Source organism: Nocardioides sp. Z35_8 (assembly GCF_059621125.1).
Genome location: NZ_JCAQIE010000001.1, coordinates 1599851 through 1624278 on the forward strand (window position 1 = coordinate 1599851; position 24428 = coordinate 1624278).

A 24428-nucleotide genomic window follows, 5' to 3' on the forward strand; every position below is an offset into this window, starting at 1 on the left:
CCGAGCCGGTGAGCCGTCGTGGTGCGGGAGGTGGAGGAGGCTCACGGGCGCCGTTCTGCCTCACCTAGGATTGCCGGGCGCTCACGGGCGCACGCCGGTGTAGCTCAGTTGGTAGAGCGCATTACTTGTAATAATGATGTCGCGGGTTCGATTCCTGTCACCGGCTCCAGTCCAGCCCGGCCAAGTCCGGCCGTCACCGGCTCGACGCCGCTCGACGGCTCAGCGGAGCTGCTCGACCTCGAACTCGCAGGCCGGGTCGGCGATGGCGTCCTGGGCGTCGATGAGCCGCAGCTCGCGGTCGCCGGAGTCGAGGGTCTGCCGGAGGATCGCGAAGACCGAGGAGGCCGTGCGCGCCAGCGCGTCGGCGGGCGAGCCGGTGGTGCGCAGGTGCGCGGTGAAGAGCGCCGCGGTGATGTCGCCCGACCCGTTGGCCTTCATCGGCAGCCGCGGCGTGGTGACGAGCCAGGCGCCCTCGCCGGTCACGGCGATCATCTCGATCACGTCGTCCGGCGCACCGTCGCGATGGACCGAGGTGACCAGGACGGTCTCGGGCCCGAGGCCCCGGACCTCCTCGACGGCGGACAGGATGTCGTCGAGCGAGGACGGCCCGCTCAGCGCGTCGCGCCCGGTGATGAAGCCGAGCTCGAACTGGTTGGGCGTCAGCACGTCGGCCACCGGGATGACGGTGGAGCGGTACTTGGGCGGGATCGCCGGGTTGACGAAGCACCCGGAGGTGGCGTTGCCCATGACCGGGTCGCAGGTGTAGGTCGCGGCGGGGTTGGCGGCCTTGACCCGGGCCACGGCGTCGACGATGACGTCGGCGATCTCCGGTGAGCCTTGGTAGCCGGACAGGATCGCGTCGCAGGTCTCGAACGCGCCCCTCTCCTCGATGCCGGCGATCACGTCGGCGACGTCCTGGGCCGGGATCATCGGCCCCCGCCACGAGCCGTACCCGGTGTGGTTGGAGAAGTTGACCGTCAGCACCGGCCACACCTCGTGCCCGAGGCGCTGCAGGGGGAAGACGGCCGCAGAGTTGCCGACGTGGCCGTAGGCGACGTGGGACTGGATCGAGAGGACGCGCACGAGCCGAGACTAGTTCAGACGCCTCAGGCGACCTGGAGCGACCGCTTGGACAGGCCCATCCAGTAGCCGTCGATGACCTGGATGCCGGGCCGGTCGGCCGTCGTCGCCGCGCCCAGCGTCACGAACAGGGGTGTGTAGTGCTCGACGGTGGGGTGGGCGTAGGGCATGCCCGGGGCCTTGGCCCGGTAGTCCGACAGGGTGTCGACGTCGCCGCGCGTCAAGGCGTCGGCGGCCCAGAGGTCGAAGTCCACCGACCAGCCCGGGGCCGGCGCGTCGATGCGGAACTCCTCGAGGAACGGCAGGCCGTGGGTGAGGAAGCCGGAGCCGATGATCAGCACGCCCTCCTCGCGCAGCGGGCGCAGTCGCTCGCCGAGCGCCATGAGGCGCTGGGGGTCGTCGGTCGGCAGCGACATCTGCAGCACCGGGATGTCGGCCTCGGGGTACATGATCCTCAGGGGCACCCAGGCGCCGTGGTCGAGTCCGCGCGAGGTGTGCTGGTGCACGGGCTCGCCGCTCGGCATCATCGCCGCGACGCGCTGGGCCAGCGCAGTGGCGTCGGGCGTCTCGTAGGTCATCCGGTAGTACTTCGGCGCGAAGCCACCGAAGTCGTAGACCAGCGGCGCGCCGCTGGCGCTGAGGCTGACCGGCGCGGACTCCCAGTGGGCGCTGACGATCAGGATCGCGGTGGGACGGGGGAGGTCGCCCGCCCACGCCGCGAGCTGGCTCGACCAGGTCGGGTCGCCGAGCAGGGGCGGCGCACCGTGGCCGATGTACAGGGCAGGCATGGGAGTGGTCATGACATCCTCAATAGTACGGGATTCAACTATATTCCGGAAGCCGCCAGTCGACCGGCTCCGCCCCCTGCTGCTCGAGCAGTCGGTTGACGGTGCTGAAGGGCTTCGAGCCGAAGAAGCCGCGCCGCGCGCTGAGCGGTGAGGGGTGGGGCGACTCCACGCACGGCACCTCGCCGAGGAGCGGACGCAGCGACTGGGCGTGCCGTCCCCACAGGATCGCCGCGCACGGACCGCCGCGCTCGGCGAGGGCGGTGATCGCCCGCTCGGTGATCGGCTCCCAGCCCTTTCCCCGGTGGCTGTTGGAGTCGCCCGGCCGCACGGTGAGCGTGCGGTTGAGCAGCATGACGCCCTGGTCGGCCCACGCCGACAGGTCGCCGTGACGCGGGGGCACGATCCCGAGGTCGTCGCGCAGCTCGACGTAGATGTTGACCAGGCTGGGCGGCAGCGGCCACACGTGCCGCTCGACGGCGAAGCTCAGCCCGATCGGGTGCGCGGGGTTGGGGTAGGGGTCCTGCCCCACCACCAGGACGCGGACGTCGGCGAGCGGACGCTGGAACGCACGGAGGACCAGGTCGCCCGCCGGCTGGTAGCCGCGCCCGGCGGCCACCTCCTCGCGCAGGAACCGACCCATCGCCGCGATCCGGTCGTCGACCGGGGCCAACGCCTCCGCCCAGTCGGGCGCCACCAGCCCTTTCTCGACCAGCCCCGCGAGCGCGCTCATCCGCCCACCCCGCGCACCGGGCGCTGGAGCCGGTCGAGGAACGCCACCAGCAGCGCCTCGCGCATCGACGGGGAGGCGACGTCGAGCATCGCGTTGACCTCGGCCATCCGGACGGGCAGCTCGAGCTCCCCGGCCGCCGACCCACCCACCAGCCCGGACGCGGCGAGGAGGCCGTCGAAGTCGTCGTCGCCCAGGGAGGAGGGGTCGAGCGCCTCGATGAACGCCACCACCCCGGCGTCGACCGTGACCGGCCCGGCCTCGCGGGCCGCCGCGACCGACGCCGACAGCGCGCCGGCGAAGTCGGCCACGTGCGCGAGCGTGCCGGCGCTCACCGACAGGTGGATGCTCGCACCGTCGTCGCCGTGGGAGAGCTGCGGCTGGACGTACCAGCCCCGCGAGACGAGCTCGTCGGTCAGGGTGAACGGGTCGCAGGAGTCGTCGGTGGCCAGGGCGACCAGCGTCGAGTCGGGGTCTGCCACGAGCCGCAGCGCGGGCTGCGCCTCGATGCTCGCGACGATCGCGTCGACGGCCGACAGCGCGCGGTCGGCGAGGGCGAGGTAGCCCTCGTCCCCGAGGTGCTGCACCACCGCCCAGGTGCCGGCCACGGGCCCGCCCGAGCGCGTCGACTGCGTCGTGGCGTTGAGCATCGTGTAGCCCGGCCACGCGGCCGAGGCGAAGTACTGCGGCCGGCGCAACGGCGCGTCGCGGTGCAGCAGGAGCGAGGTGCCCTTGGGGGCATAGGCGTACTTGTGGGTGTCCACCGAGATCGACGTGACGCCGTCGACAGCGAAGGTCCACGGCGCGACCGCGCGGCCGAGCCGGGCGGCGTAGGGGAGCACCCAACCGCCGATGCACGCGTCGACGTGGCAGCGGACGCCGCGGGCGGCTGCGGCGGCGGCGATCTCGGTGACCGGGTCGACGACCCCGTGGGCGTACGACGGCGCGCTGGCCACGACGAGCACCGTGTCGTCGCCGATCGCCTCGGCCATCGCCCGCGCGTCGGCCCGGTGGCCGGGACCGGCCGGCACGAGCACGGCCTCCACCCCGAAGTAGTGCGCGGCCTTGTGGAACGCCGCGTGCGCGGTGGTGGGCACCACCATCCGCGGCCGGACCACGTCGGGGCGGCTGTCGCGGGCTCCCTGGACGGCCAGCAGGATCGACTCGGTGCCGCCCGAGGTCACCGTCCCGACCGCCGACTCCGGTGCGTCGAGCAGGCCGCACGCGAAGCCGACCAGCTCGTTCTCCATCTGGAGCAGGGAGGGGAACGCCGTGGGGTCGAGCGCGTTGGACGCGGCGTAGGCGGCCACCGCCTGCCGGGCGACCCGATCTACCTCGGGCTCGCCCGAGTCGTAGACGTAGGCCAGCGTGCGGCCGCCGTGGACGGGCAGGTCGCGGGCCTGGAGGGCCGCGAGCCTCTGCATCGGGTCACTCACGCAGCACTCCCGGGGGCTCCTTGGGCGGCCGCCACGTCGGCGGGCTCGAGGTCGTACTGCCGCAGCCAGTGCAGGCTGGCGAGAGTCAGCGCCGCCGGTACGAGCGAGAACCCCAGCGCGATGGCGGTCAGGGCCGAGTCGGGCTGGCTGAGGTCGCGGCCCTCGCTCGAGAGGTAGCCGCCGAGCGCGAGCATCAGGGCGAAGACAGCCGTCCCGAGCGCGAGCCCCAGCGTCTCGCCGGCCGTCCAGACGCCGGTGTAGACGCCGGCACGGTTCTCGCCGGTGCGGGCCGCGTCCACGGCCGCGACGTCGGGCAGCATCGCCATCGGGAAGACCTGGCAGCCCGCGTATCCCACCCCGACCAGCCCGGTCGCCACGAACGTCCAGAGGTCGTTGCCGCCACGCGACAGCACCGCCAGCGTGGCACCCGTCGCGAGCACCACCGATGCGGCGGCGTAGCCCTGCTTCTTGCCCACCCGCTCGCCCCAGTGCGCCCACAGCGGGGTCAGCAGCAGCGCCGGGCCGACGAAGCAGACGAAGAGGATCGTGGCCGCGCCGCTGCGGCCGAGCAGGTCCTCGGCGACGTAGGCGACGCCCGCCAGCATGCAGCCCGTCGCCAGCGCCTGCAGCACGAACGTCGTCAGCAGCACCCGGAAGTCGCGGGCGCGCGCCACGATCCGCAGCTGCTCGCCCAGCGACCCGCCCCCGGCGACGACGGCGCCGATCGGCGCCCGGCGGGTGCCCCACCACGCCCCGAGGACGCCGGCCAGGATGACCACCGACATGACCACGCCCATCACCCGGTAGCCGTCGCGGCCGCCGACCGCGTCGCGGATCACCGGTGCGCTCGCCCCGGCGAGCATGATCGTCAGGGCCAGGATGGCCACGCGCCAGGTCATCAGCCGGGTGCGCTCGTCGTAGGACGAGGTGATCTCCGCCGGCATCGCGACGTAGGGCACCTGGAAGAACGCGTACGCCGACGCCGCGAGCACGAAGAACAGCAGCACCCAGCCCGCCTCGAGCCACCTCCCGTCCAGGTCGGGAGCCGCGAAGATCAGCGCGAACGCCCCCGCCAGCATCAGCCCGGCGCGCAGCAGCCAGGGCCGCCGGGGACCGTCGGGATCGACCGTGCGGTCGCTGATCCGGCCGGCGACCGGGTTGAGCACCACGTCCCAGGCCTCGGGCAGGAACACGATCACGCCGGCCCAGATCGCCGCGATGCCGAGCTCGTCGGTGAGGTAGGGCAGGAGCATCAGCCCGGGGACCGTGCCGAAGGCGCCGGTCGCGACCGAGCCGCTGCCGTAGCCGATGCGGACGGCGCGCGACAGTGCGGTGGCGCCGACCGGGTCACTCATCGTCCACCCAGCGCGCGGGAGCCCGCCGAGCCGTAGCGGCGCGTCGGGTTGGAGCCGATCGCGCCGGCCGCGGGGGCGGAGCCGGCGGCCTTCTTCGTGGCCTTCTTCGTGGCCTTCTTCGTGGTGTTCCTCGTGGCCTTCCTCGCGGGCTTCGCAGCGGTCTTCTTGGCCGTCTTCGTGGCAGCCGCCTTCTTCGCTGCCGCCTTGGTGGCCGGCGTCCTCGTGCCGGCCTTCTTGTTCGCGGCCTTCTTCGCAGCCGCTGCGCTGCTCGTGCTCCGGGGGGCCGGCTTCGTGGTGGCCCGGGCGCTCGGTGCCGGCGGGGCGGTCGCGGGGAGCGGTCCGCGCGACCACCGCGAGACCCACTCGTCGATCGCGGTCCAGGTCGTCGCTCGAGCCGCCCGGCCGGTGAGCATGCCGAGGTGGCCGCCGGGGACGACCTCGAAGCGCACCTCGGGCGAGCCGGTCAGCAGCGGCACCACGGCGCGCACGGCCGGAAGCGGCGCGATGCCGTCGGTGTTGCCCGCGAAGACGAGCGTCGGCACCGAGATCTCGGCGAGGTCGACCTCGCGGTCGCCGACCGGCATCCGGCCCGTCGCGAGCGCGTTGCCCTTGACGAAGCGGTGGTAGAGCTGGCCGAAGGTCCGGCCGGGGTAGGCGGTCATGGTGGACGTGAATCGCGTGACCGCCTCCATCTGGGCGAGGTAGTCGGTGTCGTCGAGGTGCGTCAGCACCGCCAGCGGCTTGGTGAGGACCTTCTGCGCCGAGACGGCGGTGAACGCCCAGTTGACGAGCGGGGTCGGCACGCCGCCGAGCGCCCGGTAGGCCAGGGTGACGAGCCCCCTGCCCTGCGTCAGGTTGAGCAGCGGGCGCACCGGCGCCACGAGCGGCACCTTGGTCACGTCGACCGGGGAGCCCACGATCGTGATCGAGGCGATCGGCAGGTCCTTCCGGTCGGCCGCGACGAGGAGGGTGAAGATGCCGCCGAGGCTCCATCCGACGAGGTGCACGCCGCGGCCGCCGGAGTGCTGGTGGACGGCCTCGATCGCGGCCGGCAGCACCTCGTCGACCCAGTGCTCCACGCCGAGGGACCGGTTGCGGAACGAGACCTGCCCGTACTCCACGAGGTAGGTCGGGCGCCCCTGCGTGACCAGGTGTTCCACCAGCGAGCAGTCGCGGCGCAGGTCGTAGCAGAGCGCCGGTGCGGCCAGTGGGGTCACCAGGAGCACGGGGTCGCCGGTCTGGGGGACGTCCTCGGCGGGTCGGTAGTGGTAGACCTCGCGCAGCTCCCCGTCGTCGATCAGCGTCCGCGGCATCGGTCGCAGGTCTGCCAGCCCGCCGTAGAGCAGCGTCTGCGCGACATTTCCGGCCGCGGCGACCACCTGGTCGGGCTTGGGGATGAGGTCCATGGAAGAAATCTACGCAGGAGGTGCATCCGGTGGCGGGGTTCGTGCGGAGAAGGGTGCGACGGGCGCCAACGGGCGCCCCTGACGGAAGGACCCAGCTCATGTTGCGACGCGTTCCCGCCATCCTCGCCACGTCGGCCCTCGCCCTCGGTGCGATGGGGGCCACCGCGCCCGCCGCCAGCGCGAAGCCCGCGGGCGAGGACAGCCTCGCCGCCCTCCTCACCTCCGACGGCAACAAGTTCGACAAGAACAACAAGGACTTCGACATCCTCACCGAGGCCGCCCTGGCCGTCATCGGCGCCAAGCCCGACTCCCCGGTCGCGCTGCTCGCCGACGGCTCCAAGCGCCTCACCGCCTTCGCCCCGACCGACGAGGCCTTCCGCCAGCTGGCCAAGGACCTGTCCGGCAAGACGATCAAGAGCGAGAAGAAGGTCTTCGACGCGCTCGTCGAGCTCGCCGGTGTCGACACCATCGAGACCGTCCTGCTCTACCACGTCGTGCCGGGCGCGACGCTCACCAGCAGCAAGGTGCTCAAGTCCAACGGCGCCAAGCTGACGACCGCCCAGGGCGGCAAGGTCACCGTCAAGGTCAAGACCAAGCCGCGGGTGAGCATCACGCTCAAGGACGGCGACCCCAACGACCGCGACCCCAAGGTCGTGCTGAAGGCCCTCGACCTCAACAAGGGCAACAAGCAGATCGCTCACGGGATCGACCGGGTGCTCCGCCCGATCGACCTCTGACGACCGCTCCAGCGGCGACGGACGACCGAGCACGACACGAGGCAGCCAGACGGGCGGGGAGCGACGATGACCATCATCCCGTTCCCCGCCCGCGGGCCTCGCCGGTACGGTGACCCGGTGGTGACCGGGACGATGTCGTTCGACGACGAGCAGGACGAGGACGTCCTGACGCTCGCCGCGCGGCTCGTCGCCGGCGACGAGAGTGCCCTCGAGGAGATCTACGACCGCTGGTCGGCACTGGTGCACACATTTGCACTGCGTGCCCTCCGCGACGTCCACGACGCCGAGGACGTCACCCAGCAGGTCTTCGTCGCCGCCTGGCGCAGCCGCCACACCCTGACCCCGAGCCCTGCCGCACTGCCGGCCTGGCTCGTCGGGATCGCCCGGCACAAGGTCTCCGACCTGCGGGCGTCCCGCGCTCGCGACGCCGACCGGCTCGCCGCCGTGGTGTCGCTCCCGGGCGCCCGCGACGACGCCGTGCAGTCGGCCGACGACGAGGTGGCCGAGCGGCTGGTCGTGCGCCAGGCCGTCGAGGACCTACCCGACCCGCGCCGGACGATCCTGCTCCTCGCCTTCTGGGAGGACCACAGCCACGCCGAGATCGCCGAGAAGATCGGCCTCCCGCTCGGCACCGTGAAGAGCCACGTGCGACGTGGCCTGATGAAGCTCCACCAGCAGCTGGAGGGGGTGCGCCATGAGTCACGTTGATGCCGAGCAGCTGGCCGGGCTCGCGCTCGACCCCCGCGACGGGCCGCCCGACGTGCGCGAGCACGTCGCGACGTGCCCCGAGTGCGCGGGAGTGGTCGCGGCGTTCACCGGCGCCCGCCGCCGCACGGGTGCCGACGCGCTCGTCGCGCCGCCCTCGCGGCTGCGCGAGCGGGTGCTGGCCGAGGTGCGTGCCGGCGACGGGTCGGACCCGCTCCCGGGGGCCCCGTCCCACCCCGACCAGCCGGGGACGTCGGAGCAGCGGCCGGGCCGGCGCGACCGGTCCGGTCAGCCCGACCAGGCGGCCGGACGCCGCGGCGTGCCGATGTGGCTGGCCGGGATCGCCGCCGCCCTGGCGCTCCTCGCGGGCGTCGGGCTCGGACGCATCGGCACGGGCGAGGAGGTCCCCGAGGCCGTCGAGCCGCCCGGCGACGGCACCGTGGTCGCGGCCGCGTCCCTCACCGCCCTCGACAGCGACGCCCAGCGCGGCGAGGCCAGCGCCGTGCGCCACGACGACATGTTCACCATCCGGGTCTCCGCGAGCGAGCTCGGCGACGATCCGGGCGTGCGCGAGGTGTGGCTGATCAACGTCGACGGCAAGCGGATGATCTCGATCGGCCTGCTCGCCGCGGGCGACGAGGGCGAGTTCGCCGTCCCGATGCGACTCATCGACGAGGGCTACCGCATCGTCGACATCTCGGTCGAGCCCGACGACGGCGACCCCACGCACTCAGGGGTGAGCCTCGCCCGTGGCGAGCTCGCCTGATTCCCCTCCATCGGGACGGGCCGTCCTCGACAACGCCTCGACGGACGGCTAGGAACGAGGCATGAAGTGGAGGCACGCGATCCTCGGCGGCACCGTGGCGGCGGCGGCCGCCACGACGGTGCACGACCTCGTCCAGACCAAGCACGCGATCATCCGCAACTTCCCGGTCGTCGGGCACGCCCGCTTCTTCCTGGAGAGGTTCGGGCCCGAGCTGCGCCAGTACATCGTCACCAGCAACGACGAGGAGCGCCCCTTCAGCCGTGACCAGCGACGCTGGGTCTACGCCAGCGCGAAGCTGGAGAACAACTACTTCGGCTTCGGCACCGACAACGACGTCGAGCGCGTCGAGGGCTACCCGATCATCAAGCACCGCACGTTCGCCGGCCCGGGCGCGGCGACCACGCCGCACGCGCAGGAGGAGATCGTGCTGCCGTGCGCCAAGGTGATGGGTGCAGCGCTGGGGCGTACGCACGCCTTCCGCCCGTCGTCGGTCGTCAACATCTCCGGCATGAGCTTCGGCTCGCTCTCGGGCAAGGCCGTGGAGGCGCTCAACCGGGGCGCGGCGATGGCCGGATGCCTGCAGAACACCGGCGAGGGGGCGCTCTCGCCCCACCACCGCCACGGCGGAGACATCGTCTTCCAGATCGGCACGTCCTACTTCGGCTGCCGCGACGAGCGCGGCCGCTTCGACCTCGACCGGCTGGTCGACGTCGTGCAGTCGGCGCCGGTGCGTGCGATCGAGGTCAAGCTGAGCCAAGGGGCCAAGCCCGGCCTCGGCGGCATGCTGCCGGGGGAGAAGGTCAGCAGGGAGATCGCGGAGATCCGCGGTATCGAGGAGGGCAAGGACTGTGCCTCGCCGAGTCGCCACTCGGTCTTCCACGACATCGACTCGCTGCTCGACTTCGTGGAGTCCGTCGCCCAGGCGACCGGCCTGCCGGTCGGCATCAAGTCGGCCGTCGGCAACCTCACCATGTGGGAGGAGCTGGTCGAGGCGATGGCGTCGGGCAGCGGCTCGGCGCGGCGCGGCGTCGACTTCGTCAACATCGACGGCGGCGAGGGCGGCACCGGTGCGGCGCCGATGATCTTCGCCGACTCCGTGGCCTACCCGTTCCGCATCGGCTTCAGCCAGGTGTGGCGGCGCTTCGCCGCGGCCGGGCTCAGCGACGACGTGGTGTTCATCGGGGCCGGAAAGCTGGGTGTGCCGGAGAACGCGGTGGTCGCCTTCGCGCTCGGCGCCGACATGGTCAACGTCGGTCGCGAGGCGATGATGTCCATCGGCTGCATCCAGGCCCAGAAGTGCCACACCGACCACTGCCCGGTCGGCATCGCGACGCAGAGCCCGCGCTACACGCGCGGCCTGGACGTGAGCCTCAAGAGCGTCCGCGCCGCCAACTACATCCGCTCGCTGCGCCGCGACCTGCTCAAGGTCTCCGAGGCGGTGGGCGTCGTGCACCCGGGGCTGATCGGCCCGGGCGACATCGACATCGTCGACGGCACCCGCACCGCGGTGGGGCTGGCGGAGGTCTACGGCTACGACCCGGCGTGGCCGCGGCTGGGGGCCGACCTGGTGCGCGGGATCGAGGAGATCATGGTGGCCCAGGACGAGACGACGCCGTCGCGGCGCGCCCCGGCCTGAGCGCCCCGGTCGGCGCCGCCGGGCGCCCGGCGGGGCTAGCGGGCGCTGGAGCCCCGCACCGTCTTGTCGTGGTGGTCGGGCAGCTCCTCGAGCTCGCGCAGGAAGTCGGCGGCCCACTTGGCGACGTCGTGCTGGACGACCGTCTTGCGCAGGGCGCGCATCCGGCGTGAGGTCTCCTTGCTGCCCGCGGCGTACGCGTCGAGCAGGGCCGCCTTCATGCCGTCGATGTCGTAGGGGTTGACCAGCCACGCCTGGCGCAGCTCCTGGGCGGCCCCGGCGAACTCCGAGAGCACGAGCGCCCCGTCGTCGTCGAAGCGGCACGCGACGTACTCCTTGGCGACCAGGTTCATCCCGTCGCGCAGCGGGGTCACGACCATGATGTCGGCGGCGCGGTAGAGCGCGGCCATCTCCTCGCGCGGGTAGGACGAGTGCATGTAGGAGATCGCTGGACGGCCGATCCGCCCGTGGTCGCCGTTGATCCGCCCCACCAGGAGCTCGATGTCGTCGCGCAGGATGCGGTACTGCTCGACGCGCTCGCGCGAGGGCGTGGCCACCTGGACGAAGACGGCGTCCTCGACGTCGATCTGGCCGTCGCGGACGAGCTCGCCGAAGGCGCGCAGGCGGGAGTGGATGCCCTTGGTGTAGTCGAGCCGGTCGACGCCGAGGAAGATCCGGCGGGGGTTGCCGAGCGCCTCGCGGATCTCGGCCGCCCGCTCCGCCACGCCCTCGGACCGGGCGAGCTCCTCGAAGCCAGCGGTGTCGATCGAGATCGGGAAGGCCGTCGCCCGCACCGGGCGGCCGTCGGGCAGGTAGATGGTGTCGCGGTGGGTCTTGTGGCCGACGCGGCTGCGCACCAGGCGGACGAAGTTGGCCGCGGCTCCCGGCAGCTGGAAGCCGATGAGGTCGGCACCGAGCAGCCCCTCCAGGATCTGTCGGCGCCAGGGCAGCTGGGAGAACAGCTCGGCCGGCGGGAACGGGATGTGGAGGTAGAACCCGATCCGCAGGTCGGGGCGCTGGGCGCGCAGCATCTGCGGGACGAGCTGCAGCTGGTAGTCCTGCACCCACACGGTGGCGCCCTCGGCCGCGACCTCGGCGGCCCGGTCGGCGAAGCGCTGGTTGACCGTGACGTAGGAGTCCCACCACTCACGGTGGAACTCCGGCTTGGCGACCACGTCGTGGTAGAGCGGCCACAGCGTGCCGTTGGAGAAGCCCTCGTAGAAGTCCTCGACCTCGCGCGCGGTCATCGACACCGGCACCAGCGAGAGGCCGTCCTCCACGAACGGCTCGAAGTCGTCGTCGTCCGCCGATCCCGGCCAGCCGATCCAGGCGCCGTCGTTGGAGCGCAGCACGGGCTCGAGGGCCGTCACCAGCCCGCCGGGGGAGCGGCGCCACGAGTCCGTCCCGTCGGGGAGGCGTACGCGGTCCACGGGAAGCCGGTTGGCCACGATCACGAGGTCTGCCTGCGGGGCTTGGCTCACGGCGCCACCCTAGCGACGAACCCGAGGCGCGCAGACCACCCCGCGGTGTCGTGCCGCCACGGTGGCGGCGGGGCGCGCGAGAGCCGCGGAGGTTTTGTCCAGACGACTCGCCGCATGCGAATGACATGGTTGTCGTTCGTCGCCTAGACTCGTGCTCGTCCGCCCGGTCACGGGCGACGTGGGGTCGAGGAGGGGATGGCAATGGACGCCGCCAAGCACATCGCAGCCGAGCAGGAGACTGCGGCCGGGCTGAGCCAGCGCGACCGCGACATCCTCGAGTTCGAGCGGCACTGGTGGAAGTACGCCGGCGCCAAGGAGCAGGCTGTCCGCGAGAAGTTCGACATGTCCTCGACCCGCTACTACCAGGTGCTCAACGCCCTCATCGACCGCCCCGAGGCGCTCGAGGCCGACCCGCTCCTCGTGCGCCGGCTGCGCCGCCTGCGCGCCTCCCGACAGCGCCAGCGCTCCGCGCGGCGGCTCGGGTTCGAAGTCTGACGCCGCACCCGCCCACTCACGATCGGTCGCCTTCCCCATGACCTCCTTCCCCAGCTTCCCCAGCTTCGCCCGCTTCCCCAGCCCCGGCCGCACCCCGACGCGACGTCGTGACGAGCGCGGCGTCGCCTTCCCGTCGCCGCTCGTCATGCTCTCGGTCCTCGCCGTCGCGATGGCCTCGATCACCTTCGTCGCCACCCGCGACCAGGCGCCGACCGAGCGCCGCGTCGACACCGCCACGATCGCCAGCTCGACCACGGCGCCGTCGGCCGAGCCGGCCCCGACGCCGTCGGAGAGGCCGAAGCCCAAGCCCAAGCCACAGGTCGAGCGCGGCGAGGTCTACGTCGAGGTCTACAACAACTCCGGCATCCGCGGCCTCGCCGCGGCGACCGCCGCGACGGCCACGGGGGTCGGCTGGGCCGTGGTCGGCGAGGACAACTGGCAGGGCCTGATCCCCACCAGCACGGTCTACTACCCGCCGCGGCTCAAGGCTGCGGGCAAGCAGCTCGCGCTCGACCTCGGCATCACGCGCACGGCGCCCGCCGTCGGCGTGATGAAGCGCGACCGGCTCACCGTGATCCTCACCGCCGACGCCCCGCGCTGACCCGGCCCGGCGCGCCGCTCCCCACACCCCGGGGCGGCCGGCTGCCGCGCGCGAGCGGACCACATGGTTGGGTTGCCCCATGGAGTTCACCTCCGCCGACGCGCGCAGGCACTACGACGCCGTGCGCGAGGTCCTCGCCGGCACGGTCGTCGGCCTCGACTTCGACGGGACGCTGTCGCCGGTCGTCGACGACCCCGAGGCGGCCCGGCTGCACGCCGGGGCGCCGGGAGTGCTGCTCGACCTCGCCGAGGCGGTGCGCGCCGTCGCGGTGATCACCGGCCGGCCGGCGCGCCAGGCCATCGCCATGGGCGACCTCGACGCGCTGGGCGACGCCATGCTCGACCGCGGTGCCGAGCTCTTCGTCTTCGGCCAGTACGGCAACGAGCGGTGGTCGGCCAGCGAGCCGCGGATCAGGTCGCCCCGCCCGCCCGCCGGCCTGGCGAGCTTCGAGCGCGAGCTGCCCGGGGTGCTGCGGCGCGCCGGGGCCGCCGACGCCTACGTGGAGGAGAAGGGCCTCGCCGTCGCCGTGCACACCCGCCGGATGGACGACCCGACCGGTGCCTTCGAGCGCCTGGTCGAGCCGATCACCGCCCTCGCCCGGCGCCACCGGCTCGGCATCGAGCCTGGCCGCAACGTGATCGAGGTCCGCTCGGCCGAGATGCACAAGGGCCAGGCGCTGCGCACGTTCGTGGCCCAGCAGGAGGCCGCCGGGGTCGTCTTCGCCGGCGACGACCTGGGCGACGTGGAGGCGTTCGAGGCCGTCCGCGCGCTGCGCTCCGGCGGGCTGCCCGGCCTGGTGGTGTGCTCGGCCTCGAGCGAGCAGCCGGCCCTGGTGCGGTTGGCCGACGTGGTCGTGGACGGTCCCGACGGTGTCGTCGAGCTGCTGTCCTCCCTGGCGTCGCCCTCGCTGGCCTGACGGCCCCACAGACGGCTGTCCGCATCGTGGACACGATGTGCGCATCGTGAGACAGCCTGCCTAGGCTGAGCCTGCTCATCACGAGGGACTGAGGGAACGGCCCGACGAAGTCCCGGCAACCACCCGTGTGCCTCCTGTCCGGACACCCCTCCGGCAGTCACGGGAGCAGGTGCCAAATCCGACCCCAGCGAGAGTCGCGGGGACAGATGAGAAGGAGGACTTCATGAGCACCCTGCTGGACGAAAGCGCCACCGAGTCGCCCCGGTTCCGCGAGCGCGCCTTCGGCAACGCCCGCGCCCTTGCCTGCCGCGAGTGCGGCCACGAGGTCGTCCTGGGCCCGTCGTACGCCTGTCCGGAGTGCTTCGGGCCGCTCGAGGTGGCCTACGACTTCCCGGCCGTGACCCGCGAGGAGATCGCGGCCGGCCCGCCCAACATCTGGCGCTACAAGGCGCTGCTGCCGGTGCCGTCCGACATCGAGCAGAGCCCCAACACCGAGCCGGGCTTCACCCGCCTGCTGCAGGCGAACAACCTGGCCCGCGAGCTCGGCCTGGAGAAGCTGTGGGTCAAGGACGACTCGACCAACCCGACCAACTCCTTCAAGGACCGGGTCGTCGCCTGCGCGCTCAGCGCCGCGCGTGAGCTCGGCGCCAAGGTCTTCGCCTGCCCGTCGACCGGCAACCTGGCCAACGCCGTCGCCGCCGCGGGCGCCCGCGCCGGCATCAGGACCGTCGTCTTCATCCCGAGCGACCTCGAGAAGCCCAAGCAGGTCAACTCGGCCGTCTACACCGACCGGCTGGTGGCCGTCGACGGCAACTACGACGACGTCAACAAGCTCGCCTCGGAGATCGCGGGCGAGGAGGAGGGCTGGGCGTTCGTCAACGTCAACGTGCGCCCGTTCTACGCCGAGGGCTCCAAGACGCTGGGCTACGAGATCGCCGAGCAGCTCGGCTGGCGGCTCCCCGACCAGGTCGTCATCCCGGTGGCGTCCGGCTCGCAGCTGACCAAGGTCGACAAGGCCTTCCGCGAGCTGGTCGCGCTCGGCCTCGTCGAGGACAAGCCCTACAAGATCTTCGGCGCCCAGGCGACCGGCTGCTCGCCGGTGTCGGTGGCCTACAAGGCCGGCACCGACGCCATCCGCCCGGTCAAGCCCGACACCATCGCCAAGAGCCTCGCCATCGGCAACCCGGCCGACGGGATCTACGTGCTCGACATCTGCCGCCGCAGCGGCGGCGCCGTCGAGGACATCACCGACGACGAGGTGCGCGAGGGCATCCTGCTGCTGGCCCGCACCGAGGGCATCTTCACCGAGACGGCGGGCGGCACCACGGTGGGCGTGCTCAAGAAGCTCGTCGAGACCGGGCAGCTCGACACCTCGCTGGAGACCGTCGTGATCAACACCGGGATGGGCCTCAAGACCCTCGACGCCGTCGCCGACCGGGTCGGACCCGCCGCCACCATCGCACCGTCCTACGACGCCTTCGTGGCGTCCGGCGTGCTCTGAGAGGAAGATCAGCACATGAGCGAGCGCAGCGAGCGGACCATCCCCGACAGTGAGACACGTGCCTCGTGCGCGCACGGGGCGAAGGGGGTGCGCGCATGAGCGTGTCCGTCCGCATCCCGACGATCCTGCGCACCTACACCGGCGGTGAGTCGGAGGTGAGCGCCGAGGGCGACACCCTCGCGGCCGTCCTCGACGACCTCGACGCGAGCTACGCCGGCATCAAGGGCCGCATCGTCGACGAGGCCGGTCACCTGCGCCGGTTCGTCAACGTCTACGTCGGCAACGACGACGTGCGCTTCCTCGACGACCTCGACACCGCGACCCCCGACGGGGTGCAGATCTCGGTGATCCCGGCGGTCGCGGGGGGCTGAGCCCGACGACCGCCCGCGGACGTCAGGGCGCTCGTACGTCGACGACGGTAGCGTTGCCGCGGGAGTCGATGCGCAGCTCGGCGAGCGCGCCGTCGCGCAGCTGGTCCTCGACCTCCCGCGCGCGGTCCTGCGGCAGGAACCAGCTCTCGATCCCGCAGCGGACCTGCCACGACCGGTCGTCGCACGCGAGGTAGGGCGCCTGCGCGGGCCGGGTGCGCGTCCACCGGTCGCCGACCCACACGCCGTCCTCCTCGACGAGGGCGAGGTAGGCGTCGCCGGACTCGCCGTCGTCCGGCGCGTCGAGGCGCAGGTCGGGGTAGTCGAGGGCGACGTAGGCGCCGCGGAACGGATCGATCGGATCGAGCGGCGCCACCCGCACCACGTAGCTGTCGCCCGCCACCCGGGCGGAGAGCTGGGGCGCCACGGCCGCACCGACCAGCGCCAGCTGGCACGCGGCCACCACCGCGACGGTCAGGGCGGGGGGCAGGTTGCGGGTCATCGGTCGGTCTCCTTCGGGGTGGTCGGTAGGGGGCCGGCCGCGTCGAGGGCCTGGGCGAGCTCGCGACGGGCCCGGTCGAACAGGAAGCCGGTGCCGAGGATGACGGTGCCGAGCACCACGAACAGCCAGGCGCCGGTGACGATGGGGGCGAAGACCGCGAAGCTCTGGAAGGTCGTGAACACGACCAGCCCCAGCATCGCCATCCAGGTGAGCGTCGGGTGGTCGCGCACGGTCCCGACGGTGACGACGGCGACGGCCAGCACGGCGTAGGCGAGGATCGAGATCGCGGCCCGCGCCCAGTCGGCTCCGTCGACGTCGGAGGTGTCGGCGCCGGTGTCCCAGAGACTGAGCGCCCCGGCCACCAGCAGCACCGCGAGGGCGCCGACCGGCTCCAGGACCGGCGCCCCGCGCCGGAGGACGCCGGCGGCGACCGTGGCCACCGCGGCAAGGGCGAGGGCCATCACCAGCCAGATCGACCAGGCCGGTCCGTCGCCGCCGGAGCCGGGGATCGCGGCGACGAACAGCGCCAGCAGGGCCGCGCCGCCGGCGACGGTGCGCCAGGTCCACGCGAAGGCGTCGACCCAGCCGTCGTGCAGGACCGCCAGTGCGGCGGCGAGCACCGCGCCCCCGCCGAGCAGCACGACGACGGTCGTGCCGTCCTGGGCGTCCCACAAGGGCTGCATGAACCACCAGGTGACGCCCGTGGCGACGCCGACCAGGAACGGCGCGTGGGCCCGGGTCGTATAGGCGTGGAGGAGGGCTGCGACGGACCACAGTCCGACGAGGCGCGGCTCGTAGGCCGGGACCTGCAGGGACTGTGCGGCCTGGAAGACGAGCGCACCGGCGCCGAGCGCGGCGAGGAGCCGCAGCGCGCCGACGAGCGGCGGTGAGGCGCGCCGCGCGGCCAGCGCCTCGCCGCCCACGAGGAACGCGAGCCACAGCGCCGCCACGGTGGCGAAGCGGGCCGCGGGGGAGAGCTGGTCGAGGTTGGCGGCGACGAGCCAGACGAGTCCGACGCCGACGAATCCGGCGCCGAGGTGGAGCAGCACGCGGCCGACGCCGACGCGGGCGTGGTGCTCGGCGCGATACCGCGAGGACAGGAGCGCCGCCTGCTCCTCGGAGAGGATCCCCTCCGCGGTCCATGCGGCGATCTCGCCGCGGAGCCAGGCGTGCTGGCGCGGCGCGACCGCTCGAGGGGCGGGAGGCGGTGCCGTTGCAGGGGACGCGGTGTCGGTCATGGCCCTACCGTGGCGTGGACCGGTCGGGCTGTCCTGAGTACATCGACCCATCTCGCCCTGCCGTTCGGTCACGGACCTCCCCCGGAGCCGTCGTACGCCCGGTGGACCGGGGCACGCGGTGTGGGGGATCACGTCCGGAGCCGCAGGTCAGGCTAGGGTCTGCGGGTGCGCACCACTGCCCGACGAGCCAGCCAGGCCGTCAAGAAGGCGGCCAAGAAGGCAGGCCGGATGCAGGCATCGCCCGTGCCTGCCCAGCCCGAGCCGCCCGACCCGAGGGCCGAGCGCCGTCGCCGACTGCTGGCGAGCAACCTGACCGAGCTGGCGATCGAGTTCCGCACCGACAAGTGGGGCGTGCACCGCTACACCCCCCACTACGAGCGCCACCTCCAGCACCTGCGGGGCGAGTCGTTCACGCTGCTCGAGCTCGGGATCGGCGGCTACAAGAAGCGCCGCAAGAGCGGTGCGTCGATGAAGATGTGGCGCTGGTTCTTCCCCAAGGCCCGCATCGTCGGCCTCGACATCGAGGACAAGTCGTGGCTCACCCGGGGCCACATCCACACCTACCTCGGCGACCAGACCGACCCGGAGGTCCTCCAGCGGATCATCGACGAGCAGGGGGCTCCGCTGGTCGTCATCGACGACGGCAGCCACATCCCGGCCCACGTCCGCGAGTCGTTCCGCATCCTGTTCCCGCTGCTGCCCGACGGGGCCATCTACTGCATCGAGGACACCCAGACGTCCTACTGGCCGGCATGGGGCGGCCAGCTCGACCCGCGGGCGCCGGGCACGTCGATGGACCTGGTCAAGGACCTCATCGACGGGCTCAACCACGAGGAGTTCCTGCTCGAGGGCTACCAGCCCACCTACACCGACCAGTGGGTCCGGGCCGTGCACTGCTACCACAACCTCGTGATCATCGAGAAGGGCGACAACCGCGAGGGCACCAACCGCGACCGGGTCGCCCACGAGCTCTACGGCGCCTCCGAGCTGCCCGAGGACCCCGACACTGCATGAACGTCCTGCTCGCCACCAGCGGTGACCTGCCGCAGGGGGAGCCCGGCGCGGCCGTCCTCGACGCGGTCCTGTGCGAGCGCGGGGTGGACGCCGCCTGGGCGCGGTGGGACGACCCTGCGGTCGACTGGGACGCGGCCGAGCTGGTCGCCGTCCGCTCGACCTGGGACTACGTCACCCGGCACCGCGAGTTCCTCGCCTGGGCGGCCTCGCTCGACCAGTCGCGCCTGCTCAACGGCGCCGACGTGTTCGCGTGGAACCACGACAAGCGCTACCTGACCGAGCTCGGCGACCTGCCGGTCGTGCCGACGCTGCTCGCCGACGACCGGGTCGCGCTCGCCGAGGGCGTACGCCGCTTCGGCGCGGCGGTCGTCAAGCCGCGGGTGGGAGCCGGGGGAGCGGGCCTGCTGGTGGTCACCGACCCCGACGACCCGCGCCTGGGCCGGCCGGTGCGCAGCCAGCCCGACTACCCCGAGGTCGACGGCCCGTGGGTCGTGCAGCCGCTCGTGGAGTCGATCCGCACCGACGGCGAGGCGTCGGTCCACGTCCTCGACGGCCGTGTCGGCCAGCGCTTCGACAAGCGGCCCGGTGAGGGCGACGTCCGGGTCAACGAGGAGTTCGGCGGCAGCGTGCGCGCGGTCGACACCGGCGACGTCGTCGACCTGGTGGAGCGGGCGTACGACGCCATGGCCGCACGCTTCGGCCGCCCGATCGACTACCTCCGGGTCGACCTGCTGCGCTGGGACGGCGAGTGGGTGGTGAGCGAGCTCGAGCTGATCGAGCCCGGCCTCTACCTCGACGTCTCGCCCGCCAACGCCGCGCCGTTCGCCGACCTCGTGGTGGACCGCCTGCGGCGCTGACGGACGCGCTGGAGCGACCCGGGGTCAGGAAATGGCCCGAACGGGCTATACGAACGGCCTCATCGGGGGGCGCGCCGACCACGCGCCCGCCCCGAGGATGAGCCCATCCTGCGCGCGGTGTCTCAGCCGACGATGCGAGCGGCAGGCCGAGAGCCGTCGCGCCTGCGGGCGTACGGCAGGGTGTGGAGGAACGACGTGGGACTGCCGCGCAACAGCGCACGCGGAGAACGAGGCGCCGCTGCCGTCGAGTTCGCCCTCGTCGTGCCCCTGCTCATCGCGCTCGTGTTCGGGATCGTCGACTTCGGATGGGCGATCAACCGCTACTCCGCGGTGGGCAACGCCGCCCGTGAGGGCGCCCGCGTGGCGAGCCTGGGTGCCACCAGTGCCGAGGTGTCCTCGGCCGTCAACGCCGCGATGAGCGGGATGGGTGGAGGCGGGACCGCCACGGTAGCCGTGACCTGCGCCAAGCCGACCGGCGTGAGCTGCGCGTATGCAAGTGCCGCTCCAGGTGACACCGCCATCGTGACCATCAGCTACCGAGCGGACTGGTTGACCCCGATGGGGTCGGCCTTCGCGAGCAAGATGTCAATGTCCAAGGAGAGCCGGATGAGGATCGAATGACGATGAAACGACGACCCCGCAACGAGCGCGGGGCGACAGCGATCCTCGTGGCCCTTCTTGCCGTGGTCCTGTTCGGCGCCGCCGCGCTGGGCGTCGACTACTCGAGCCTGGTGATGGAGCGGCAGAAGCTGCACGACCACATCGACTCCGCTGCACACTCCGGCGCGTTCGAGCTGCCGAGCAACGGCTTGCAGGCCAAGAGCGCCGCACGGAGCATCGCCCTCGAACAGGACAGTGCCATCAACCCGGCGGTCAACCTGTTCTGCGTCGTCGCGTCGACCGGCAGCTCTCCGTACCTGCCGAGCACTGCGCAGATCCCGAGCACCTGCTATCCCGGACCGAGCCCGTACAACTACGTCAAGTATCCCGCCATGCGGTGCAACGCGGCGATCTGCGCGATCCCGTGCCCCGACACCGGGGTAGGCATCACGTGCAACACGGTGCAGGTGAGCGACAACAAGACCGTCGACTTCAAGTTCGCGCCGGTCATGGGAATCGACTCGGGCCGGACGGGAAGCGTCGCCTCGGCTGCGTGCAAGGGGTCGTGCGGTGCGGAGTCGCCCAACCCGATGGACATCGTGGTGCTGGCCGACCGGACCCTCTCCATGAGTGAGTCCAACCGGCGAGCCATGGTGACCGGCATCGAGGACGCGCTCAAGACGATGAATCCTCAGATGCACTACGTCGCGCTCGGCGCGCTGCACAAGTCGGTGGGGACGGACAACAACTGCTTGACCCAGCCGTGGCCAGCCCCCCGGGCGAAGAAGTCCTCCGAGACGAACAGCCAGTACCAGGCCTTCGTCCAGGGGGAGATCGTCAAGGGCAAGTGGGTGGCGACCCCGTTCAGCAACAACTACCTGACCGCGTCGGCGACGCCCACGCTCAACACCGCCAGCCCGCTCGTGAAGGCTGTGAAGTGCATCAGCAACACCTCTTCGCCGGTCGAGTACCGCACCCATCTCGCCAGTGCGTTGAAGGGTGCAGCGCGGTACCTCCTCGGCAAGGACCCCAACAACCTGGGTTCGCTGCCATCCACCCGCGAGGGGACGGTCAAGAAGGTCATCCTCTTCGAGACCGATGGCAAGCCGCAGGAAGTCCTCAACGCCCACTCGGGCGGGCTGTCGCTCAACACCGCCGGCGACATGGGCGTGGGCGGCGAGTCCGCCAGCCAGTTGCGGCAGGCATGCAAGAACGTCACCGACGTCGCCACTCAGGCGAAGGCGGAGAAGGCACTCATCATCACCGTGGGTTTCGGTGAGGCCAACACGGCGAGCTGTGGGTCGAGCACCGTCACCCCCTACGTCCGCGATGCCCTGGCCGCGGCGGCCTCGCCCCACCCCGCCACTGGCCTGCCCTCGCAGGCCAACAGCGACTGCAGCACCCCCGCCGAGCGCACGACGGAGAACTCGGACGGCGACTTCTACTACTGCGCTGTGTCGGGATCCGAGCTCGGGCCGATCTTCTCGACCGCGATCAGCTCGCTGGCCAACGGCATCAAGCTCATCAGGATGCCGTAGCCGACCCTCACACCTGCCAGCGCCGCCCGGCAACCGCCGGGTGGCGTTTGCACTCTCGGTGGGCGAGTGCTAAACATGAGGTTGGCACTCTCGTCACGAGAGTGACAACGACCTGGGTGACGCTGAGGTCCGCAGAAGCCGGCGTGAATGGATCGCCGGCGGAGCGGATCGTCCGTCGCGGGCAGCCCGCCCGGCGTCGACACACAGACTCATGTCGATAGGAATCGCACGCGATATGGCCAAGCTGATTGCTTTCAACGAGGAGGCCCGCCGCGGCCTCGAGCGAGGAATGAACACCCTCGCCGACGCGGTCAAGGTCACCCTCGGCCCCAAGGGCCGCAACGTCGTCCTGGAGAAGAAGTGGGGCGCCCCCACGATCACCAACGACGGTGTCTCGATCGCCAAGGAGATCGAGCTGGAGGACCCCTACGAGAAGATCGGCGCCGAGCTGGTCAAGGAGGTCGCCAAGAAGACCGACGACGTCGCCGGTGACGGCACGACGACGGCCACCGTTCTGGCCCAGGCCATGGTCCGCGAGGGCCTGCGCAACGTCGCGGCCGGCGCCAACCCGATGGGCCTCAAGCGGGGCATCGAGGCCGCCGTCGCCGCCGTGTCCGAGCAGCTGCTCGCCATGGCCAAGGACGTCGAGACCAAGGAGCAGATCGCCTCGACCGCCTCGATCTCCGCCGCCGACACCACCGTCGGCGAGATCATCGCCGAGGCGATGGACAAGGTCGGCAAGGAAGGCGTCATCACCGTCGAGGAGTCCAACACCTTCGGGCTGGACCTCGAGCTGACCGAGGGCATGCGCTTCGACAAGGGCTACATCTCGGCCTACTTCGCGACCGACCTCGAGCGCATGGAGGCCGTGCTGGAGGACCCCTACATCCTCATCGCCAACTCCAAGGTGTCGACGGTCAAGGACCTGCTGCCGCTGCTCGAGAAGGTCATGCAGTCCGGCAAGCCGCTGCTGATCATCGCCGAGGACGTCGACGGCGAGGCCCTCTCGACCCTGGTGGTCAACAAGATCAAGGGCACCTTCCGCTCCGTGGCCGTCAAGGCCCCGGGCTTCGGTGACCGCCGCAAGGCCATGCTGCAGGACATCGCCATCCTCACCGGTGGCCAGGTCATCTCCGAGGAGGTCGGCCTCAAGCTCGAGTCCGCCGGCCTGGAGCTGCTCGGCCAGGCGCGCAAGGTCGTCATCACCAAGGACGAGACCACCATCGTCGAGGGTGCCGGCGACCAGGGCCAGATTGAGGGCCGGGTCAACCAGATCCGCGCCGAGATCGAGAAGTCCGACTCCGACTACGACCGCGAGAAGCTCCAGGAGCGCCTCGCCAAGCTGGCCGGCGGCGTGGCCGTCATCAAGGTCGGCGCGGCCACCGAGGTCGAGCTCAAGGAGCGCAAGCACCGCATCGAGGACGCCGTTCGCAACGCGAAGGCCGCCGTCGAGGAGGGCATCGTCGCCGGCGGTGGCGTGGCGCTCGTCCAGGCCGCCGACATCGCGTTCGGCAAGCTCGAGCTCACCGGCGACGAGGCGACCGGTGCCGAGATCGTCCGCAAGGCGACCGAGGCCCCGCTCAAGCAGATCGCCGTCAACGCCGGTCTCGAGGGTGGCGTCGTCGCCGAGAAGGTGCGCAACCTCGAGGCGGGTCACGGCCTCAACGCCGCGACTGGTGACTACGTCGACATGATCGCCGAGGGCATCATCGACCCGGCCAAGGTCACCCGCTCGGCGCTGCAGAACGCCGCGTCGATCGCCGCGCTGTTCCTCACCACCGAGGCCGTCGTGGCCGACAAGCCCGAGAAGACGCCGGCCATGCCCGGCGGCGACATGGGCGGCATGGGCGGCATGGACTTCTGATCGACTGATCAGCTCCACCAGCTCCACCAGCCAGAACCAGCAGGGCCCCCGCTCCGGCGGGGGCCCTGCTGCCATCTCCGGTCGTGTCGGCGCAGGTGGCACCCTCTGTGAGCCCCGCCGGGGAACCCGGCCACCCGCCGCCGCGTCGGACCGGAGAACGGGCGGCCCGCGCCGCCCGTACGACGAAAGGGATGCCCGCCATGAGCCGACACACCACCCGACGCCACCCGGCCCACCTGCTCCCCGCAGGGGCCGCGGGCCTCGTCCTCGCCCTCACGCTCGCCGGCTGCGGCGCGGAGGACGACGACGCGCCCACGTCCGAGCCGACCGCGAGCGAGTCCACGAGCCAGACCGAGACCCCGACCGAGACCTCGACGGAGCCGCTGGTCGTCACCGCCGACGGCTCGAGCGCCGGCAAGTGCGCCATGCCCTCCGCGGAGGTCCTCGCGACGTTCGACACGGCGTTCGAGGGCACCGTCACCTCCCTGGCCGACGGGACGGCGACGCTCGAGGTGGAGCAGTGGTACGCCGGCGCCGAGACGCCCACCGTCGTCGTCGAGGCACCCAGCAAGGCGCTGGGGGACCTGCTGATGGCCGTCGACTTCCAGGAGGGGCGCACCTACCTCGTCAGCGCCGACGGCGACCGGGTCACGCTCTGCGGCTTCACCGCGGAGACCTCCCCGGAGCTCGAGGCGCTCTACGACCAGGCCTTCGACGCCGCTCAGTGAGGGGCCCTGGGAAGGGCACCGGCCCCGAGTGAATCGCCGAGTCGGCGCATCCTGACACCCATTGCGTGCAGGATGCGCCGACTCGGCGGCGT

General features: G+C 71.9%; 24 protein-coding genes, 1 tRNA gene and 1 riboswitch. Of the genes, 16 read left to right on the plus strand and 9 right to left on the minus strand.

Going from position 1 to position 24428, the window contains the following annotated elements; translation table 11 throughout:
- The first annotated feature begins 93 nt into the window (after nucleotides 1-93).
- A tRNA-Thr gene (locus AC54T2_RS07695) sits at nucleotides 94-169 on the plus strand.
- A 50-nt stretch (nucleotides 170-219) separates the two neighbouring features.
- Here AC54T2_RS07695 and pdxY read toward each other — a convergent pair.
- Genes pdxY through AC54T2_RS07725 form a run of 6 tightly spaced genes read right to left on the minus strand, consistent with a single transcriptional unit; the run spans nucleotide 220 to nucleotide 6792 of the window.
- The gene (pdxY, locus tag AC54T2_RS07700) at nucleotides 220-1083 is read right to left on the minus strand and encodes a pyridoxal kinase PdxY (RefSeq protein ID WP_186340247.1); all 864 of its coding nucleotides are present in this window, start codon (nucleotides 1081-1083) and stop codon (nucleotides 220-222) included.
- Nucleotides 1084-1106: 23 nt separating this feature from the next.
- The gene (locus AC54T2_RS07705) at nucleotides 1107-1880 is read right to left on the minus strand and encodes a dioxygenase family protein (protein WP_496665894.1); all 774 of its coding nucleotides are present in this window, start codon (nucleotides 1878-1880) and stop codon (nucleotides 1107-1109) included.
- Between the two features lie 22 nt (nucleotides 1881-1902).
- Nucleotides 1903-2598 (minus strand): uracil-DNA glycosylase, encoded by a 696-nt coding sequence (locus AC54T2_RS07710; protein ID WP_186340249.1) that lies wholly within the window; start codon nucleotides 2596-2598, stop codon nucleotides 1903-1905.
- On the minus strand, nucleotides 2595-4031 hold the full coding sequence (locus AC54T2_RS07715; RefSeq protein ID WP_496665895.1) for a pyridoxal phosphate-dependent decarboxylase family protein: 1437 nt from the start codon (nucleotides 4029-4031) through the stop codon (nucleotides 2595-2597). The genes AC54T2_RS07710 and AC54T2_RS07715 overlap by 4 nt, the downstream gene beginning before the upstream one ends.
- The gene (locus tag AC54T2_RS07720) at nucleotides 4028-5386 is read right to left on the minus strand and encodes an MFS transporter (protein ID WP_496665896.1); all 1359 of its coding nucleotides are present in this window, start codon (nucleotides 5384-5386) and stop codon (nucleotides 4028-4030) included. Before AC54T2_RS07720 ends, AC54T2_RS07715 begins: the two co-directional genes overlap by 4 nt.
- Nucleotides 5383-6792, minus strand: a complete 1410-nt coding sequence (locus tag AC54T2_RS07725) for an alpha/beta fold hydrolase (RefSeq protein WP_496665897.1) — start codon at nucleotides 6790-6792, stop codon at nucleotides 5383-5385. The genes AC54T2_RS07720 and AC54T2_RS07725 overlap by 4 nt, the downstream gene beginning before the upstream one ends.
- A gap of 98 nt (nucleotides 6793-6890) precedes the next feature.
- On the opposite strand from AC54T2_RS07725, the gene AC54T2_RS07730 reads away from it, so the two are divergent.
- The 4 genes from AC54T2_RS07730 to AC54T2_RS07745 all read left to right on the plus strand — a co-directional run bounded on the left by AC54T2_RS07730 (nucleotide 6891) and on the right by AC54T2_RS07745 (nucleotide 10636).
- Nucleotides 6891-7529, plus strand: coding sequence for a fasciclin domain-containing protein (locus AC54T2_RS07730; RefSeq protein ID WP_186340252.1), 639 nt, complete (start codon nucleotides 6891-6893; stop codon nucleotides 7527-7529).
- A 117-nt stretch (nucleotides 7530-7646) separates the two neighbouring features.
- Nucleotides 7647-8237, plus strand: a complete 591-nt coding sequence (locus AC54T2_RS07735) for an RNA polymerase sigma factor (RefSeq protein ID WP_496665898.1) — start codon at nucleotides 7647-7649, stop codon at nucleotides 8235-8237.
- A complete protein-coding gene (locus AC54T2_RS07740; protein ID WP_496665899.1) occupies nucleotides 8224-9000 on the plus strand; it encodes an anti-sigma factor in 777 nt (258 codons plus the stop codon). Before AC54T2_RS07735 ends, AC54T2_RS07740 begins: the two co-directional genes overlap by 14 nt.
- 61 nt (nucleotides 9001-9061) lie before the next feature.
- A complete protein-coding gene (locus AC54T2_RS07745) occupies nucleotides 9062-10636 on the plus strand; it encodes a glutamate synthase-related protein (RefSeq protein ID WP_496665900.1) in 1575 nt (524 codons plus the stop codon).
- Between the two features lie 35 nt (nucleotides 10637-10671).
- Here AC54T2_RS07745 and AC54T2_RS07750 read toward each other — a convergent pair whose 3' ends face one another.
- Nucleotides 10672-12114 (minus strand): alpha,alpha-trehalose-phosphate synthase (UDP-forming), encoded by a 1443-nt coding sequence (locus tag AC54T2_RS07750; protein ID WP_186340255.1) that lies wholly within the window; start codon nucleotides 12112-12114, stop codon nucleotides 10672-10674.
- Nucleotides 12115-12315: 201 nt separating this feature from the next.
- Between AC54T2_RS07750 and napA the strand changes: the two genes are divergently transcribed.
- The 5 genes from napA to AC54T2_RS07775 all read left to right on the plus strand — a co-directional run bounded on the left by napA (nucleotide 12316) and on the right by AC54T2_RS07775 (nucleotide 15998).
- Nucleotides 12316-12609 carry a nucleoid-associated protein NapA gene (gene napA / locus AC54T2_RS07755; protein ID WP_186340256.1) on the plus strand — a complete coding sequence of 98 codons (294 nt, stop codon included), beginning with the start codon at nucleotides 12316-12318 and terminating at the stop codon, nucleotides 12607-12609.
- Nucleotides 12610-12646: 37 nt separating this feature from the next.
- Complete coding sequence (locus tag AC54T2_RS07760; protein WP_496665901.1) at nucleotides 12647-13210, plus strand: LytR C-terminal domain-containing protein; 564 nt, start codon at nucleotides 12647-12649, stop codon at nucleotides 13208-13210.
- A 79-nt stretch (nucleotides 13211-13289) separates the two neighbouring features.
- On the plus strand, nucleotides 13290-14126 hold the full coding sequence (gene otsB / locus AC54T2_RS07765; RefSeq protein WP_186340258.1) for a trehalose-phosphatase: 837 nt from the start codon (nucleotides 13290-13292) through the stop codon (nucleotides 14124-14126).
- Between the two features lie 72 nt (nucleotides 14127-14198).
- Nucleotides 14199-14339: riboswitch (SAM riboswitch) on the plus strand.
- A 10-nt stretch (nucleotides 14340-14349) separates the two neighbouring features.
- The gene (thrC, locus tag AC54T2_RS07770) at nucleotides 14350-15627 is read left to right on the plus strand and encodes a threonine synthase (RefSeq protein ID WP_496665902.1); all 1278 of its coding nucleotides are present in this window, start codon (nucleotides 14350-14352) and stop codon (nucleotides 15625-15627) included.
- A 95-nt stretch (nucleotides 15628-15722) separates the two neighbouring features.
- The gene (locus AC54T2_RS07775) at nucleotides 15723-15998 is read left to right on the plus strand and encodes a MoaD/ThiS family protein (protein WP_186340260.1); all 276 of its coding nucleotides are present in this window, start codon (nucleotides 15723-15725) and stop codon (nucleotides 15996-15998) included.
- A gap of 22 nt (nucleotides 15999-16020) precedes the next feature.
- On the opposite strand, the gene AC54T2_RS07780 is transcribed toward AC54T2_RS07775, so the two are convergent.
- Nucleotides 16021-16497 (minus strand): GDYXXLXY domain-containing protein, encoded by a 477-nt coding sequence (locus AC54T2_RS07780; protein WP_496665903.1) that lies wholly within the window; start codon nucleotides 16495-16497, stop codon nucleotides 16021-16023.
- Entirely contained in the window at nucleotides 16494-17735 is a 1242-nt protein-coding gene (locus AC54T2_RS07785) for a DUF2157 domain-containing protein (RefSeq protein ID WP_496665904.1), read from the minus strand. The genes AC54T2_RS07780 and AC54T2_RS07785 overlap by 4 nt, the downstream gene beginning before the upstream one ends.
- Nucleotides 17736-17900: 165 nt before the next feature.
- On the opposite strand from AC54T2_RS07785, the gene AC54T2_RS07790 reads away from it, so the two are divergent.
- From AC54T2_RS07790 to AC54T2_RS07815, 6 genes are all read left to right on the plus strand, one after another.
- Entirely contained in the window at nucleotides 17901-18749 is an 849-nt protein-coding gene (locus AC54T2_RS07790) for a hypothetical protein (protein ID WP_496665905.1), read from the plus strand.
- On the plus strand, nucleotides 18746-19606 hold the full coding sequence (locus AC54T2_RS07795; RefSeq protein WP_496665906.1) for an ATP-grasp domain-containing protein: 861 nt from the start codon (nucleotides 18746-18748) through the stop codon (nucleotides 19604-19606). The genes AC54T2_RS07790 and AC54T2_RS07795 overlap by 4 nt, the downstream gene beginning before the upstream one ends.
- A 195-nt stretch (nucleotides 19607-19801) precedes the next feature.
- Nucleotides 19802-20227: a TadE/TadG family type IV pilus assembly protein gene (locus tag AC54T2_RS07800; protein ID WP_489975771.1), complete on the plus strand. Its 426-nt coding sequence runs from the start codon at nucleotides 19802-19804 to the stop codon at nucleotides 20225-20227.
- 2 nt (nucleotides 20228-20229) lie between these two features.
- A complete protein-coding gene (locus tag AC54T2_RS07805; protein ID WP_496665907.1) occupies nucleotides 20230-21744 on the plus strand; it encodes a TadE/TadG family type IV pilus assembly protein in 1515 nt (504 codons plus the stop codon).
- A gap of 235 nt (nucleotides 21745-21979) precedes the next feature.
- Complete coding sequence (groL, locus tag AC54T2_RS07810) at nucleotides 21980-23608, plus strand: chaperonin GroEL (RefSeq protein ID WP_186340267.1); 1629 nt, start codon at nucleotides 21980-21982, stop codon at nucleotides 23606-23608.
- 200 nt (nucleotides 23609-23808) lie between these two features.
- On the plus strand, nucleotides 23809-24336 hold the full coding sequence (locus AC54T2_RS07815) for a hypothetical protein (protein WP_496665908.1): 528 nt from the start codon (nucleotides 23809-23811) through the stop codon (nucleotides 24334-24336).
- Nucleotides 24337-24428 lie beyond the last annotated feature (92 nt).